The following is a 16,483-nucleotide window of genomic DNA, read 5'->3' on the forward strand; positions in this document are numbered from 1 at the left end:
TCTTATTAACCTTTAAGCTGAGCCAGAGCGCGGTAATCCGCTTCCAGCGTGGCCTGTAAAACTTCTTTCGGATAATCGTCGGTCACCACCGCCTCGCCCATGTGGCGCAGCAGCACCAGGCGCAAACGACCGTCGATCACTTTCTTGTCAATTGCCATGTGTTCGAGAAAATCGGCTGGCGTCATCGCTTCAGGCGGAACCACGGGCAGGCCGGCACGTTGAAACAGTCGAATGCCGCGATCACGCTCCTGCTCGCTGATCCAGCCAAGCCGCGCCGACATTTCCAGCGCCATGACCGTGCCAGCAGCCACCGCCTCACCATGCAGCCACACACCATATCCCATGTGCGTCTCGATGGCGTGCCCAAAGGTGTGGCCCAGGTTCAACGTAGCCCGCACTCCGGTTTCCTTCTCGTCGGCGCCAACCACTTCAGCCTTGGCCGCGCACGAACGCTCGATGGCGTAGGTCAGGGCAACCTGATCCAGAGCACTCAGGCGATCAACGTTTTCTTCGAGCCAGGTCAGAAATGGCTCATCGCAAATCAAGCCGTACTTGATGACTTCCGCCAGCCCCGCCGACAGTTCGCGGGCAGGCAAGGTGTTGAGTGTAGCGGTGTCGATCAGCACAACGTTCGGCTGATAGAACGCGCCGACCATGTTCTTGCCCAGCGGATGATTGATGCCGGTTTTGCCGCCCACCGACGAATCCACCTGCGACAGCAACGTGGTGGGAACCTGAATGAAATCGACACCGCGCTGATAGCAAGCAGCGGCAAAACCCGCCATGTCGCCGATGACGCCGCCACCGAGGGCGATCACTGTGGTACGGCGATCGTGCCGTGCGGTCAGCAAGCCATCAAAGATCAGTTGCAGGGTTTCCCAGGTCTTGAACGATTCGCCGTCGGGCAGCACGACGCTAATCACCGAAAACTGCTCAAGGCTGCGGGTCAATCGCTCGAGATACAGCGGCGCTACGGTTTCGTTGGTGATAATCGCCACTTGCCGTCCGCGAATATGCGGGGCCAGCAGCTCAGGCTGATCCAACAGACCTTCGCCAATATGAATCGGGTAGCTGCGCTCGCCTAGATCGACCTTGAGTGTCTGCATGTGTCCCCACAGTAAAGATGGAATCAGGGCGTCCTGCCTGAAGAAATCGAGTGTCTACGGCATCTGCCAACGCCGATTTTAGCTCCTGCCACGACATTGAACAGGCATGGCGGGAGGCCGAGGATAGCGCATTTCACGCTGCGCTTTAACGCGGCGGCAGTTGCTGCAGGCGATCCAGAATATCAAGCACCACCATTCTCGGCGGCCGCTCATCGGTTTCCACCACCAGGTCGGCGATTTCCCGATAAAGCGGGTCGCGAAGCTCCAGTAAATCTCTGAGGGTTTTTGCCGGATCGGCGGTACGCAGCAAAGGCCGGTTACGATCACGAGCGGTGCGACCGACTTGCTGCTCGACTGAGGCATGCAGATAAACCACCCGACCACCGGCATGCAGTGCCCGGCGATTAGCCTCGCGCATGACGGCACCGCCACCGGTCGCCAGAACCACGCCATCACAGGTGCAGAGCTCGGCGATCATCGCCTGCTCACGGTCACGAAAACCCGGTTCGCCTTCCTTGTCGAAGATCCACGGGATATTGGCGCCCGTGCGCAATTCAATTTCCTTATCGGAATCTTTGAACGGCAGGCGCAGCTCTTTGGCCAGCAACCGGCCGATGGTGCTTTTTCCAGCACCCATCGGTCCAACAAGAATCAAATTTCGCACAGAATCAATGACTCACAGCAATCGCCTGATTGTTCATGATACGCGGAGTGAGAAATACCAGCAGCTCGGATTTTTTCTCCGAAACCACGTCACGCCGGAAAAGGCGGCCAAGATACGGCACATCACCGAGAAATGGCACCTTATCTACAACCTTGCTCTGAGTATTGGAGAAAACCCCACCAATCACGATGGTCTCGCCGTCATTCACCAGAACCTTGGCGTTGACCTCGTTTTTCTTGATCGGCGGCACATCCTGCACCTTGTTCAGGTAGTCCGGTTCATCCTTGGTGACCTTGACCTCCATGATAATGCGGTTGTCCGGGGTGATTTGCGGCGTCACCTCCAGAGACAGGGATGCTTCCTTGAACGATACCGAGGTGGCGCCACTGGAGCTGGCTTCCTGGTAAGGAATCTCCGTGCCCTTGAGGATTTTCGCGGTTTCCTTGTCGGACGTGACCACCTTGGGTTGTGAAACGATTTCGCCGTTACCGGTTTTCTCCATCGCCGTCAGCTCCAGGTCGAGCAATACGTTGTCGGTGATGAAGGCGATGCCGATTCCCGAAGTGCTGCCCGAGGTGCCAAGGTCCACAAATGGAGAGTTGGTGCTGGTGCTGCCCGGCGTGCCAATGGTGGTCGACGAGCCGTTGACCCCGGAACCGTTCCAGTTACCCTTTTGTATCGAACCGCCCCAGCGCACGCCCAGGCTCTTGTCATAATCGACGTTGGCCTCGACGATGCGCGCTTCGATCATTACCTGACGCACCGGAATGTCCAGCTGCGCGACTATTCGGCGCAGTTCGTCGAGGCGATCCTGGGTCTGGTAGGCGATGATGTTGTTGGTGCGCTCATCAACGGTGATCGAACCGCGCTCGTCGACCTTGGCTTCGGCGCTGGTCACCGACTGGAACAACTTGGCGATGTCGGCTGCCTTGGCGTAGTTCACCTGCAGCAGTTCGCGCCGCAGCGGCGCCAGCTCGGCGATCTGTTTCTGCGATTCCAGCTCCTGACGCTCACGGGCGGCAATTTCTTCCGCCGGGGCCACGAGCAGGACATTGCCAATCATGCGCTTGTCCAGACCCTTGGTTTTCAGCACCAGGTCGAGCGCCTGATCCCAGGGCACATTCTGCAAGCGCAGAGTAATGCCGCCCTGCACTGTGTCGCTGGCCACCAGATTGAGGTTGGTGAAGTCGGCGATCAACTGCAGCACGGAACGTACGTCAATGTCCTGGAAATTCAGCGAAAGCTTTTCGCCGGTGTAGGCGAACCGTTCAGCATTGCGTTTGTGCAAGTCATCCACCGTCATCGGGCGAATGCTGACAGTCAGCTTGTTGTCGGTTTGATAGGTGGAGTAGTCGAAGGCACCGCTGGGTTCGATGGTGATCGTGGCGCGGTCACCCGTGGCGCTGGCGTTGACGAACTGCACCGGAGTCGCGAAATCCTTCACGTCCAGGCGCACACGCAGCGGCTCGGGTAACTGAGTGCGGGTGAAACCGAGGACGATCTTGCCATCGCGCTCTTGAATATCCGGGGCAATGGACGGGTCGGACAAATCGATGACCACGTTCCCTTCACCCTGGGTGCCACGCTGAAAATCGACACCACGAATGGCCTTGGCCACCGGCGCATAGGCCTTGGACGGAGCGGCAACAGGGGTGGCCGCGCGCGACGGTGCCGATTTGGCGGCAGGTCGTGCGGCCGCGTTGCCGGCACCCCGCCCAACCACCACAAACAGGTTATTGCCCTCCACCCGCGAGGTGTACGGGGCCAATTGCGTCAGGTTAATGATCAACCGCGTACGATCCTTGGCCTCGACCACCGTGGCGCTGCGGGCATTACCGGCACCGAGGTCGCGAGTCTTGCTCGTCAGCTGACTGACCACGCCGGGCAGATCGAGAGCAATTCGCGCAGGCTGTTCAGTCGTGTAGCCATGGGGTGCCGGAGGGGCTGCATCGAACGACAACTTCAACTCGACGCGATCTCCCGGCAGCGCGGCAACGTCCAGCGCTTTGAGGTTGGCCGCTTGTACCATCGGTGACTGCAACGCTATCCATAGCGAAACCCCGAGGGCGGTGAAAATCCTGTTCATTATTCGGTTTCCACTATGAGTGCTCTTTCAAAGGGATGGTTCGCGGCCGTTCCAGCCAGGCACCTTCGCCATCCGGAACGATTTCTACCACATCGACTTGCACGCCGCTGATGGCGACGATGCGCCCATCGTTGCGACCCAGATAGTCGCCAACTTTCAACCGATGCACACCCCCCGCCCCGCGCAACAACGCAAAGGAGCCAGCGGCATTGGAGATCGTACCAACCATTTCAAACTGCTCGATGTTGAAACCTTCGAGGTACTGCCTGGCCCGATTGGGGTCGGGCTTGACGTTGCGCGAGCCTGCCTTCTGACCGGCGAGGTCAACCCGCACCTGACGGGAAAACGGGCTTCGCAGATTGGCAGCACTGTAGGTGAACGTCGGGTTTGACCGGAATATTGGGGTGGGTTCGATCTTGCCCGGGGGGCGCAGACGCACCTCATTCATATAGGCGTCGAGGTCGTTGAAGTGGTTGTCGCCGTCACAACCGGCGAGGATCAACAGCATGACGGACAGCGTAAAGACTCGCATCGGGCTCATTTTTGCAGCCCCTTGTCGTTGTAGCGATAGGTCTTGGCGAGAATACTCATGCGCAGTTTCGAGCCACCTTCGGGGTCGGCAGCAGCGATTTCGAAGTCATGCAGCGTGACGATCCGCGGCAACCCGGCGACGCCACTGACGAACGTGGCAAGGTCGTGGTAGGCGCCTGTGACGGTGATCTGGATGGGCAATTCGATGTAGAACTGCTGAGTGACTTCCGGCAGCAATTTGATCTCTTCGAAATCCAGGCCACTGCCCAGGCCAGTGCGAGTGATGTCTTCAAGCAAACCGGGCACTTCGGTGTCGCTGGGTAATTGCCGCAACAACACACCAAATGAGTTTTCCATTTCTTTCATCTGCTGGACATACAGCTCCAGATTCGCCGCCATGTGCGCTTTGTTGGCGAATTGCTCTTTGAGGGTCGACTCTTCATCCCGCTTGAGTTCCAGCTGGGTTTCAAGATCGCTGATGGAGAAGTTGTAGCCCAGCGCCAGCACCAGACCGGCCAGCACAATACCCGCCAGCGCCTTGATGGCGGGCGGCCAGGAGCCCATGTTGTTGGTGTCCAGATCGTTTATGTCGACCTTGCGCAGCCCTTCGAACCATTGGGCCAGGCTCATTGAACAGCCTCCACGTCAGCAGGCTGGGTCTGACGCACGGTCAATTGAAAGACGTTTGCCTGGTCCATTTGCCCGGCGGTGGTCGCCTTGACCTCGGTGAGCGTAGGCGCATCGAACCAGTCGGATGCGTCGAGATTGCGCATCAGGTCAGAGACACGATTGTTCGATTCTGCGGCGCCTGTAACAGACAGGGTTTTGTCGTCCATTTTCACCTCGGTGAAATACACGCCGTCCGGCAAGGTGCGCGCCAGCTGATCGAAAATACGTCCGCTGATCGGCCGATTACCCTGCAGGCCCTGGATGATGCGCATGCGTTCGACCAGTTGCTGGCGACGAGCCTTCAGTTCGCTGATCTGCTTGATACGTTCGTCGACCACGGTGATTTGCTTGCCAATGTAATCGTTTCGGGCAATCTGCCGATCGATGGCGTCGCTGATGGCCCTGTCCGCGATCAGTACCGTCCCGACCGCACCCACCAATACACCGGCGAGTGCCAGTAGAAAGCGTTTACGTCGCTCTTCGCGCAGTTCATCGCGCCAGGGTAAAAGGTTGATCCGCGCCATCAGTCGAAACTCCTCAGCGCCAGTCCGCAGGCGATCATCAGTGCCGGAGCATCGCTGGCCAGGGCACCTGCGTTGACTTTGCTGCCAAGTGTCATATCGGCAAATGGATTGGCCACTTGAGTCGGCGTGCCCAGGCGCTGTTCGATCAACCGGTCCAGACCGGGGACGGACGCAGTGCCGCCTGCCAGCAAAATGTGATCAACCGCGTTGTACTGCCCGGATGCAAAAAAGAACTGCAACGAGCGCGACACTTGCTGCACCACCGCGTCGCGGAAAGGTTGCAACACTTCGCTGACGTAATCGTCAGGCAAGCCGCCCTGCTTCTTTGCGGCGCTTGCTTGCTCGACGGTCAGCCCGTAGCGCCGCTGAATTTCTTCCGTCAGCTGGCGCCCCCCGAACAATTGTTCGCGGGTGTAGATGATTCGACCATTGTGCAGCACGCTGAGGGTGGTCATGGTCGCGCCGATATCCACCACGGCGACGGTCAGAAGCGTCTGGGCGGCACCCAGATGACCCGCAAACAAACCGAAGGAACGTTCCAGCGCATAAGCCTCGACATCCACCACGCGAGCCGTCAGCCCGGCGAGCGCAAGCGCAGCTTCGCGGACTTCAACGTTTTCCTTGCGGCAGGCCGCCAGCAGCACGTTGACCCGTTCAGGGTTGCGCGCCGACGGGCCCTGGACTTCAAAGTCGATGGCCACTTCGTCCAGCGGGTAAGGGATGTACTGATCCGCTTCGATCTTCAGCTGGTTTTCCATCTCGTCATCGGAAAGACCCGCATCCATTTCGATGGTCTTGGTGATGACGGCAGAACCGGCGACCGCCACGGCGACATTTTTGAGATTGGTTTTGGCCTTGAGCAACACGCGAGACAGTGCCTGGCCCACACCTTCGAGCTCGGCGATGTTCTTCTCCACCACGGCGCTGGCGGGCAGCGGCTCTACGGCATAGGCCTCGACCCGGTAGCGATCACCGTGGCGACTCAACTCCAGAAGCTTCACCGACGTGGAACTGATGTCGATCCCCAGAAGCGTATTGGCCTTTTTATTGAAGAGTCCCAGCACTACCAATTCCCTATGACTTTCCGTTAGTTACGAACTCTGGACGCCCATTGCGTTCAATCCACCCGTCTTGACAGCAGCGCAAATGACGCTCGCGCCGGAAAAACTGCTTATAATGCCCAGCGATTTTTTCCGCTTATTTTTTCAAGCGCGGGCCGTTCACCTTTTTACCTGAACTCCTGCTGCCACATTCATTTTTTGCCCTGGATATCTCAAAGCCTTGATCCGTCTGCTGAAGTTTTTCGGTTGGTCCATCGTCGCCGTATTCTGCGGACTGCTCCTAGGTCTCAGCGGCGCGTTTCTTTACCTTAGCCCTGGATTGCCGTCAGTGGAGACACTGAGAAGCATCCAGTTGCAGATTCCATTGCGCGTCTACAGCAGCGACGACAAGTTGATCGCAGAATTTGGCGAAATGCGCCGGACTCCGATCCGTTTCGCCGACATTCCCCCCAACTTCATAAATGCGTTACTAAGTGCTGAAGACGACAACTTTGCCAATCACTATGGCGTCGATCCAGGCAGTTTGATGCGTGCGGCGACACAATTGGTAAAAAGCGGACACATTCAGTCGGGCGGTAGCACCATCACCATGCAGGTAGCGAAGAATTTCTTCCTGACCAGCGAGCGCAGCTTCTCGCGCAAGACCACTGAAATCCTCCTGGCGTTGCAGATAGAACGGCAGCTGACCAAGGACGAAATCCTTGAGTTGTACGTCAACAAAATCTATCTCGGCAACCGCGCTTACGGCATCGAAGCGGCAGCGCAGGTGTATTACGGCAAGTCGATTCGTGATGTCAGCCTGGCGCAGATGGCGATGATCGCCGGCCTGCCCAAGGCGCCTTCGCGCTTCAACCCGCTGGCTAATCCGGCACGTAGCAAGGAGCGTCGCGACTGGATTCTGGGGCGCATGTACAAGCTTGGCAAGATCACCGAAGCCGATTACACCACTGCCATCAATGAGCCACTGAACGCCAGCTATCATGTGCCGACACCGGAAGTGAACGCGCCGTACATCGCTGAAATGGCCCGTGCCGAGATGGTGGGGCGCTATGGCAGCGATGCCTACACGGAGGGGTTCCGCGTCACGACCACCGTGCCGAGCAACCTTCAGGAAATGGCCAATACCGCACTCCACGAAGGGCTGATGACCTACGATCAGCGCCACGGTTATCGCGGCCCGGAATCACGCTTGCCCGGCAAGACCCGTGAAGCCTGGGCGGCCGAGCTGACCAAGCAACGCACGATCAGCAGCCTTGAGCCGGCCATCGTGTTGCAGGTAGAGAAGAATGGTCTGCAAGTGTTGACCCGCACCGGCGAGGTGCACGTCAGCTGGGACACCATGAAATGGGCGCGCCCGTTCCTCAACACCAACAGCATGGGCGCCAACCCGAAGCAGCCTGCGGATGTCGCGCAGGTCGGCGACCTGGTTCGCGTACAGCGTCAGCCAGACAATTCGCTCAAGTTCAGCCAGATCCCGCAGGCGCAAGGGGCGCTGGTTTCGCTTGATCCGCAGAACGGTGCCATCCGTTCGCTGGTGGGTGGTTTCGCCTTCGAGCAGAGCAACTACAACCGTGCATTGCAAGCCAAGCGTCAGCCGGGCTCGAGCTTCAAGCCGTTCGTTTACAGCGCCGCGCTGGACAATGGCTACACCGCCGCCAGCCTGGTAAACGATGCGCCGATCGTGTTCGTCGACGAATACCTCGACAAAGTCTGGCGTCCGAAGAACGACACCAATACTTTCCTTGGCCCGATCCGTCTGCGTGAAGGGCTGTACAAGTCGCGCAACCTGGTGTCGATCCGTCTGCTTCAGGCGCTTGGCGTCGATCGCACCATCGACTACATCAGCAAGTTCGGCTTCAACAAACAGGACTTGCCGCGCAACCTGTCGCTGGCGCTGGGTACCGCAACCCTGACACCGATGGAAATCGCTACAGGCTGGAGCACCTTTGCCAACGGCGGTTATAAAATCACCCCGTACATCATCGACAAGATCGAAAGCCGCAACGGCGACACCTTGTTCGTGGCCAATCCGCCCAGCGTGCCAAAAGGCGAAGTTGCACCGGACGGGATGGCCGCGCCGGCAGCCGAGGCCTTTACCGTCAACGCGACCACGGACGCCACAATGGCGCAGCCGGCGACAACAACGCCTGCCGTCGCCGAGCGCATTGTCGATGGCCGCACCACGTACATCCTCAACAGCATGCTTGAGGACGTGATCAAGCTCGGCACGGGCCGCCGCGCGCTGGCGCTGGGTCGCAGCGACATTGCGGGCAAGACCGGTACGACCAACGAGTCCAAGGATGCCTGGTTCTCCGGCTACAACGCCGATTACGTAACAACGGTGTGGACCGGCTTCGATCAGCCTGAAAGCCTGGGTCGCCGTGAGTTCGGCGGCACCGTGGCACTGCCGATCTGGATGAACTACATGGCTGCAGCCCTCAAGGACAAACCGCCGCACACGCAAGCTGAACCGGAAGGCCTGCTGAGCCTGCGGGTGGATCCGGTCAGTGGCCGTGCGGCTACTCCTGGCACGCCCGGGGCGTACTTTGAGCTGTTCAAGGCTGAAGACACCCCACCGTCGGCCAGTGAACTGGGTAACGGCAGTGCACCGGGCAGCCCACTGCCGGCAGATGAAGCGGCGCCGATCGATTTGTTCTGATTGGGTAGCACAATGCAAAAGCCCCGTCTTCGGAAGAAGCGCGGGGCTTTTTTTTGCCGCAAAGATCCAAAGATCGCAGCCTTCGGCAGCTCCTACAGGAGTACACATCTACTGTAGGAGCTGCCGAAGGCTGCGATCTTTTGACTTGCGCGCCATAAAAAAACCCGGTCAATGGCCGGGTTTTTTCAGTGCTAAACCTTAGCCGTTGAACACATCATCCACGCTTTTCAGCGGGTAGTTCTTCGGATACGGCAGGGTCGCCACACCGGTCTCGATTGCCGCTTTGGCCACCGCATCGGAGATCAGGGTGATCAGACGAGCATCCATTGGCTTGGGAATGATGTACTCCCGGCCGAATTCCAGCTTGATGCCGCCGTAGGCGTCGCAGACTTCCTGAGGGACTGGCAGTTTGGCCAGCTCTCGCAGGGCGTTGGCCGCTGCCACTTTCATTTCTTCGTTGATGCGCTTGGCGCGAACGTCCAGAGCACCGCGGAAGATGAACGGGAAGCCCAGAACGTTGTTGACCTGGTTCGGGTAGTCCGAACGGCCGGTCGCCATGATCACGTCGCTGCGGGTGGCGTGAGCCAGCTCCGGGGAGATTTCCGGATCCGGGTTCGAGCAAGCGAACACGATCGGGTTGGCCGCCATGGACTTCAGGCCTTCAGGGCTGAGCAGGTTCGGCCCGGACAGACCAACGAATACGTCAGCACCGGCCAGTGCGTCAGCCAGGGTGCGCTTCTCGGTCGCGTGAGCGAAAACAGCCTTGTACTGGTTCAGGTCGTCACGGCCGGAGTGGATCACGCCGGTACGGTCAACCATGTAAATGTTTTCGATGTTGGCGCCCATGCTCACCAGCAATTTCATGCAGGAGATCGCAGCGGCACCGGCGCCCAGGCAAACGATCTTGGCCTCGGCGAGGGTTTTGCCGGCGATTTCCAGGGCGTTGATCATGCCGGCCGCAGTGACGATCGCGGTGCCATGCTGGTCATCGTGGAATACCGGAATGTCGCACTGCTCGATCAGAGCGCGCTCGATCTCAAAGCACTCAGGTGCCTTGATGTCTTCCAGATTGATGCCACCGAAGGTGATGGAAATACGCTTGACGGTGTCGATGAAGGCTTGCGGACTTTCAGAGTCGACTTCGATGTCGAAAACGTCGATGCCGGCGAAGCGCTTGAACAGCACGCCTTTACCTTCCATGACCGGCTTGGAGGCCAATGGACCGAGGTTACCCAGACCCAGAATCGCGGTGCCATCGGAAATGACTGCAACCAGGTTGCCCTTGCCGGTGTATTTGTAGGCCAGCTCAGGATCGCGGGCGATTTCGCGTACTGGTTCGGCTACGCCGGGGCTGTAAGCCAGCGACAGGTCGCGGGCGGTAGCGGTGGCCTTGGTGAGCTCGACACTCAGCTTACCTGGACGAGGATGGGCGTGATATTCGAGAGCGGCAGTTTTCAAATCAGACATGTGGGCATTCCGCTTTTACTGTTGGACAGACTGGTCAGCGAGGATACGCGCCTCGCAAAGTCCCCACAAGACTGGTCAGTCACCCCTGTCAAGCGCCCACCCTTAAGACTTTAGGTCAAGAGCCGCGGAACACAAGGGCTAGACTGTCCACAATCAAAGCTGAAAATGTCTACAATTTTTATTTCGGATCGCCAACAAGCATTGCCGGATCAGTCAATGGCAATAACCAGCGTGCTTGCCCGGGTTTCAATCCGCCACGTCGCGACCGATCAACTACCCAGCCACGCGCCTCGATTTGCTTGCCTTTGAGTCGCTCAAGCGCAGCGACGTCAAATTGCCGCAGTAAATTGGGGGCAACGCGCAAGACAACCGAGTCTTGCAACTCGATCCAGATGCCGCCGCGATTGCGCTGAACCTTGCTCACCCGGCCGCTAATCACGGCGAAGCCTGACGCGCTGATCTGCCCGGATTTCACCACAGGCGACTGCCGCCAGACCCCGAGCCCGGCCTGACGCGCGTTGCGCTCCGCCGCTTGCTGACACGCGACCAGATCGACATTCGGTGCCACGGCGACCTGGAAACCCAAGCCTTCGGCGAGCATCTGCGCTTCAAGATTGCGGCCATCGGCACCGTAGAGATGCGCCAGGGTTCGACCGTAATGGTCTTTGCGCTCTTTACCCGCGAGCAGACCGAGGCGCCCATCGCTGGTCGCCACCAGGCCTTCCAGACGTTTACGCGCAGCGACCGCGAACGGTTCGTCGGAACGGCCCTTCTTGCCCAGCTCCGGCGTATTCAAGCCGATCATGCGCACGCTGCGACCGTCACTCAGGCGCACCGTGTCACCGTCCACTACTCGCTGCACCGTGACAGACGCCAGGCCGGTCGGGATCGGGCAAAAGGCCTGGGCGGTGGAAAGCCAAATCGCAGACACAAAAAAGGCGCCCGCGAGGGACGCCTTTTTTAACAGCATGGAAAAGCCCACCGGGCCTTTCAACCTTACTCTGCAGCAGCAGGAGCTTTGGCTTTGCCGAAAGCACCGAAACGGTCTGCGAAGCGCTGTACACGGCCGCCAGTATCCAGAGTTTTCTGCTTACCGGTGTAGAACGGGTGGCACTCGTTGCATACGTCAGTACCCAGTGGCTTGCACAGGTTCGAACGAGTTTCGAACTTGTTACCGCAGCTGCAGGTTACTTCGATGGTTTCGTACGCTGGATGGATATCGGCTTTCATGGTGTATTCCTCAGGCTAGCGTGCCGCCACTCAACACTATTGTTGAATACCGCACGTAATTAGGCCGCGGATTCTACCAGACAATGCTGATCGCGCAAGCTGTCGCTTCTACCGACCGTCTGCTAGGCTCCCGACCCAAAGCACCGCCCCCTGTAGGAGTGAGCCTGCTCGCGATAGCGATCTGTCATTCAATGTTTAAGTCGTCTGAAACACCGCTATCGCGAGCAGGCTCACTCCTACAAGGTTATGTGCCTGATCCTTTTTACCGCCTGCTGATCGAGATCCCCCCGCGTGCCCGACGCCATTCTGCGCCTAGCCTTGCCCTCGCCCTTGCGCCGCCTGTTCGATTACCGCGCGCCGGCCGGGGTTCTGCGCGAGCAGTTGCACCCCGGCATGCGCTTGCGGGTGCCGTTTGGCCGGCGGGAGATGATCGGGATTCTGGTGGAAGTCACCGACACCAGCGAAGTCCCGGCGGAAAAGCTCAAACCCGCACTGGCGCTGCTCGACACCACCCCGCCGCTGCCGCCCGCGCTGTTCAAGCTTTGTCTGTGGACATCGCAGTATTACCAGCACAGCCTGGGCGATACGTTGAGCTGGGCGCTGCCGGTGTTGCTGCGTCAGGGCGAACTGGCCGAACCCCGCCAGGAACGTTTCTGGTCTGCGGCCCCCGGCGCCAGCCTCGATGACCCGCGTATCGCCCGCGCGCCGCGCCAGCGTGAAGCGTTGGCCACGCTGACACAGCACCCCCACGGCGTCGCCCATCAGTTGCTGAGCAAATTGATGCTGAGCAAGGACAGCCTCGATCTGTTGCTGGCCAAAGGGCTGGTACACGTGGAAATCCGCAAGCATGCCCCTGGCGCCCGTCATGAACACTGGCTGGCGCAACCGGAATTGCCGCTCAATCCCGAGCAGCGCGCTGCTTATGAAGCGATTCGCGCCGGATTCGACAGTTATCACGCGTTCCTGCTGGCCGGAGTGACGGGCAGCGGCAAGACTGAAGTCTATCTACAGCTGATTCGCGAAACCCTTGAAGCCGGCAAACAAGCCTTGGTGCTGATCCCGGAGATAAACCTTGGCCCGCAGACCCTGGCGCGCTTCGAGCAGCGCTTCAATGCACGCATTGCGCTGATCCACTCGGCGGTCAACGATCGTGAGCGCCTGGATGCCTGGCTTGCCGCCCGCGACGGCGATGCCGACATCATTATCGGCACCCGTTCCGCGCTGTTCACGCCGATGAAAAATCCCGGCCTGATCATTATCGATGAAGAGCACGACGGCTCCTATAAACAGCAGGAAGGCCTGCGCTACCACGCCCGCGATCTGGCACTGGTGCGCGCCCGGCAGGAAAACATCCCGATCGTGCTCGGCTCCGCCACGCCTTCGCTGGAAAGCCTGCACAACGCCTACACCGGCCGTTACGGGCTGCTGCGTCTGAACGAGCGCGCCGGTGGCGCCAAGCAACCGCGCTTTTTGCGCCTGGATGTGAAAAGCCGTCCGCTCGACAGCGGCATTTCCGGGCCGATGCAACAGGCCATCGGGCAAACGCTTGCTGCCGGCCAGCAGGTCCTGGTGTTCCTCAACCGCCGCGGTTTTGCCCCGACGTTGTTGTGCCACGACTGCGGCTGGATGTCCGAGTGCCAGCGCTGCGATGCGCGCATGACCGTGCACCAGCGCTCCGCCGAGTTGCGTTGTCACCACTGCGGCTACGTCGAGCGCGTGCCTCGCCACTGCCCAAAGTGCAACAAGGTGGATCTGCGCCCGGTTGGCGCCGGGACGGAGCGCGCCGAAGAACGATTGGCCATCCTGTTCCCGGATTTTCCGGTGTTGCGGGTCGATCGCGACAGCACCTCGCGCAAGGACGCGATGAATCAATTGTTCGCGACCATCCAGAAAGGCCATCCGTGCATTCTGGTCGGCACGCAGATGCTTGCCAAAGGGCACCACTTTCCACGCGTGACACTGGTGTCGATTCTCGACGCCGACGGCGGATTGTTCTCCGGCGACTTCCGCGCCAGTGAGCGCATGGCGCAACTCATTGTGCAGGTCGCCGGGCGTGCGGGCCGGGCAGAAGAGCCGGGGCGAGTGATCATTCAGACGCATCTGGCCGACCATCCGTTGCTGGTGCAATTGACCGAACAAGGGTATTTCGCTTTCGCCGAGCAAGCGCTGAGCGAACGCCGCTCGGCCGGCCTGCCGCCGTTTGCGCATCTGGCACTGCTGAGGGCAGAGGCGCACAAGCCCGGGCAGGCTGAAAGTTTCCTCGATGAAGCGTGCAGCGAAGCTGAGCGTTTGTTGGTCGAGCAGAATCTGACCGGGATCGAATTGCTCGGCCCGGTACCGGCGCCGATGGAGCGTCGGGCCGGGCGATATCGCGCACAGCTGTTACTGCAAGCCTCCGCTCGCGCACCCTTGCATCGGCTGCTGGCCAGTTGGCTGCTGGCGCTGGAGCAAATGCCAAGCGGGCGTGCGGTGCGTTGGTCGCTGGATGTTGATCCGGTGGATTTATATTGAGCTGAAGATTGCCTTCGCGAGCAGGCTCGCTCCCACAGAGGATCAGCGGTGACGCCAACTGTGTGTCATGCACAGAACCCTGTGGGAGCGAGCCTGCTCGCGAAAGCGGACTTTTTGTCACCACATATCCACAACCTGCCCGCTATAGTTGGCAAGCCCGCGTTCGCAACGGATAATGCCCAGTTTTTCCACCAGCGCACTGAAGCGCCGCCGCGCTTGCGGTCGAAAGAGAAGACCATGAAAGACACCATTCGCCAGCTGATCCAACAAGCCATCACCCAACTCGTCAACGAAGGTGTGTTGCCTGAAGGCCTGTCGCCGGCGATCCAGGTGGAAAACTCCCGCGACAAGAAAAACGGCGACTTCGCCAGCAACATCGCGATGATGTTGGCGAAACCCGCCGGCATGAAGCCGCGCGACCTGGCCGAGAAAATCATTGCCGCGCTGCCGGCCGACGAGAACGTCACCAAGGCTGAAATCGCAGGTCCCGGCTTCCTCAATTTCTTTCAGAACACCCAGGCGTTGGCCTCCCGCCTCGACGCCGCGCTGGCCGACGAACACATCGGCGTACGCAAGGCCGGTCCGGCTCAACGCACCGTGGTCGATCTGTCGGCACCCAACCTGGCCAAAGAGATGCACGTCGGCCATTTGCGCTCGACCATCATTGGCGACGGTGTTGCCCGCGTTCTCGAGTTCCTCGGTGACGACGTGATTCGGCAGAACCATGTCGGCGACTGGGGCACCCAGTTCGGCATGTTGATGGCTTATCTACAGGAAAACCCGATCACCAGCGATGAGCTGTCGGACCTGGAAAACTTTTACCGCGCCGCCAAGCAGCGCTTTGACGAATCCGCAGAATTTGCCGACCGCGCCCGTGGCCTGGTGGTCAAGCTACAGGCGGGCGACGCCGAGTGCCTGGCTTTGTGGACGAAATTCAAAGACATCTCGCTGTCGCACTGCCAGAAAATCTACGAACTGCTAAACGTCAAACTGACCATGGCCGACGTGATGGGCGAAAGCGCCTACAACGACGACCTGATCAACGTGGTCAATGATCTCAAAGCCGCAGGCCTGCTGGTCGAGAGCAATGGCGCGCAGTGCGTGTTCCTCGACGAATTCAAGAATGCCGATGGCGATCCGCTGCCGGTGATCATCGTCAAGGCCGATGGCGGCTATCTGTACGCCACCACTGACCTGGCCGCCGTGCGCTATCGCAGCGGCAAGCTGAAGGCCGATCGCGCGCTGTACTTCGTCGACCAACGCCAGGCATTGCACTTCCAGCAAGTGTTCGCCGTGGCGCACAAGGCCGGGTTCGTGACCCATCCGATGCAAATGGAACACATGGGCTTCGGCACCATGAACGGCGCCGACGGCCGTCCGTTCAAGACGCGCGACGGCGGCACCGTGAAGCTGATTGATCTGCTGACCGAAGCCCAGGACCGCGCCTACACCCTGGTGAAAGAGAAGAACCCCGAGCTGGCCGAAGCCGAACTGCGCAATATCGCGAAGGTCGTCGGTATCGGCGCAGTGAAATACGCAGACCTGTCCAAGCACCGCACCAGCGACTACAGCTTCAACTTCGACCTGATGCTGAATTTCGAAGGCAACACCGCGCCGTACCTGCTGTATGCGTACACTCGTGTTGCCGGTGTATTCCGCAAACTCGGCAAGGACTTCAGCGAAGTCGAAGGGCAGATCGTTCTCGAAGCGGCGCATGAACATGAGCTGGCAACCAAACTGGCGCAGTTCGGGGAAGTGCTGAACAACGTTTCCGACAAAGGCACACCGCACATTCTGTGCACCTACCTGTACGATGTCGCTGGCCTGTTCTCCAGCTTCTACGAGAACTGCCCGATCCTCAGCGCTGAAACCCCGGCGCAAATGCAAAGTCGTCTGCGCCTCGCCGCGCTGACCGGCCGCACCCTCAAGCAAGGCCTGGAACTCTTGGGTCTGGAAACACTGGAGCGTATGTAAG

Annotated in this window: 13 protein-coding genes; 3 read left to right on the forward strand and 10 right to left on the reverse strand. The window is 59.5% G+C overall.

The genetic code is table 11. The annotated features are described in order from the left end of the window. Positions 1-5: 5 nt before the first annotated feature. From aroB to DU29_RS0110995, 7 genes are all read right to left on the reverse strand, one after another. The gene (aroB, locus tag DU29_RS0110965) at positions 6-1,106 is read right to left on the reverse strand and encodes a 3-dehydroquinate synthase (protein ID WP_028621743.1); all 1,101 of its coding nucleotides are present in this window, start codon (positions 1,104-1,106) and stop codon (positions 6-8) included. Between the two features lie 145 nt (positions 1,107-1,251). Further along, positions 1,252-1,770: a shikimate kinase AroK gene (gene aroK, locus DU29_RS0110970; RefSeq protein WP_028621744.1), complete on the reverse strand. Its 519-nt coding sequence runs from the start codon at positions 1,768-1,770 to the stop codon at positions 1,252-1,254. A gap of 4 nt (positions 1,771-1,774) precedes the next feature. After that, complete coding sequence (gene pilQ / locus DU29_RS0110975; RefSeq protein ID WP_028621745.1) at positions 1,775-3,856, reverse strand: type IV pilus secretin PilQ; 2,082 nt, start codon at positions 3,854-3,856, stop codon at positions 1,775-1,777. A 13-nt stretch (positions 3,857-3,869) separates the two neighbouring features. Then, positions 3,870-4,397, reverse strand: a complete 528-nt coding sequence (locus DU29_RS0110980) for a pilus assembly protein PilP (protein ID WP_028621746.1) — start codon at positions 4,395-4,397, stop codon at positions 3,870-3,872. After that, positions 4,394-5,017: a type 4a pilus biogenesis protein PilO gene (pilO, locus tag DU29_RS0110985; protein WP_028621747.1), complete on the reverse strand. Its 624-nt coding sequence runs from the start codon at positions 5,015-5,017 to the stop codon at positions 4,394-4,396. The genes DU29_RS0110980 and pilO overlap by 4 nt, the downstream gene beginning before the upstream one ends. After that, positions 5,014-5,580 carry a PilN domain-containing protein gene (locus DU29_RS0110990; protein ID WP_028621748.1) on the reverse strand — a complete coding sequence of 189 codons (567 nt, stop codon included), beginning with the start codon at positions 5,578-5,580 and terminating at the stop codon, positions 5,014-5,016. Before DU29_RS0110990 ends, pilO begins: the two co-directional genes overlap by 4 nt. Next, complete coding sequence (locus DU29_RS0110995; protein WP_028621749.1) at positions 5,580-6,644, reverse strand: pilus assembly protein PilM; 1,065 nt, start codon at positions 6,642-6,644, stop codon at positions 5,580-5,582. Before DU29_RS0110995 ends, DU29_RS0110990 begins: the two co-directional genes overlap by 1 nt. 220 nt (positions 6,645-6,864) lie before the next feature. Here DU29_RS0110995 and DU29_RS0111000 point away from each other — a divergent pair, with 220 nt between their 5' ends. After that, positions 6,865-9,300: a penicillin-binding protein 1A gene (locus tag DU29_RS0111000; RefSeq protein ID WP_442961289.1), complete on the forward strand. Its 2,436-nt coding sequence runs from the start codon at positions 6,865-6,867 to the stop codon at positions 9,298-9,300. A 198-nt stretch (positions 9,301-9,498) separates the two neighbouring features. Here the strand turns inward: DU29_RS0111000 and DU29_RS0111005 are convergent, their stop codons facing one another. The 3 genes from DU29_RS0111005 to rpmE all read right to left on the reverse strand — a co-directional run bounded on the left by DU29_RS0111005 (position 9,499) and on the right by rpmE (position 11,997). Then, complete coding sequence (locus DU29_RS0111005) at positions 9,499-10,767, reverse strand: malic enzyme-like NAD(P)-binding protein (RefSeq protein WP_028621751.1); 1,269 nt, start codon at positions 10,765-10,767, stop codon at positions 9,499-9,501. A 178-nt stretch (positions 10,768-10,945) separates the two neighbouring features. Beyond that, positions 10,946-11,737: a thermonuclease family protein gene (locus DU29_RS0111010; RefSeq protein ID WP_028621752.1), complete on the reverse strand. Its 792-nt coding sequence runs from the start codon at positions 11,735-11,737 to the stop codon at positions 10,946-10,948. A 26-nt stretch (positions 11,738-11,763) separates the two neighbouring features. After that, entirely contained in the window at positions 11,764-11,997 is a 234-nt protein-coding gene (rpmE, locus tag DU29_RS0111015) for a 50S ribosomal protein L31 (protein WP_028621753.1), read from the reverse strand. 291 nt (positions 11,998-12,288) lie between these two features. Between rpmE and DU29_RS0111020 the strand changes: the two genes are divergently transcribed. Both DU29_RS0111020 and argS read left to right on the forward strand, forming a co-directional pair. Beyond that, positions 12,289-14,508: a primosomal protein N' gene (locus DU29_RS0111020; protein ID WP_028621754.1), complete on the forward strand. Its 2,220-nt coding sequence runs from the start codon at positions 12,289-12,291 to the stop codon at positions 14,506-14,508. Between the two features lie 237 nt (positions 14,509-14,745). Next, a complete protein-coding gene (gene argS, locus DU29_RS0111025; RefSeq protein WP_028621755.1) occupies positions 14,746-16,482 on the forward strand; it encodes an arginine--tRNA ligase in 1,737 nt (578 codons plus the stop codon). Position 16,483 lies beyond the last annotated feature (1 nt).

Origin of the sequence: Pseudomonas sp. Ant30-3, from assembly GCF_000690905.1 — a bacterium.
In the GTDB taxonomy this organism is placed as follows: domain Bacteria; phylum Pseudomonadota; class Gammaproteobacteria; order Pseudomonadales; family Pseudomonadaceae; genus Aquipseudomonas.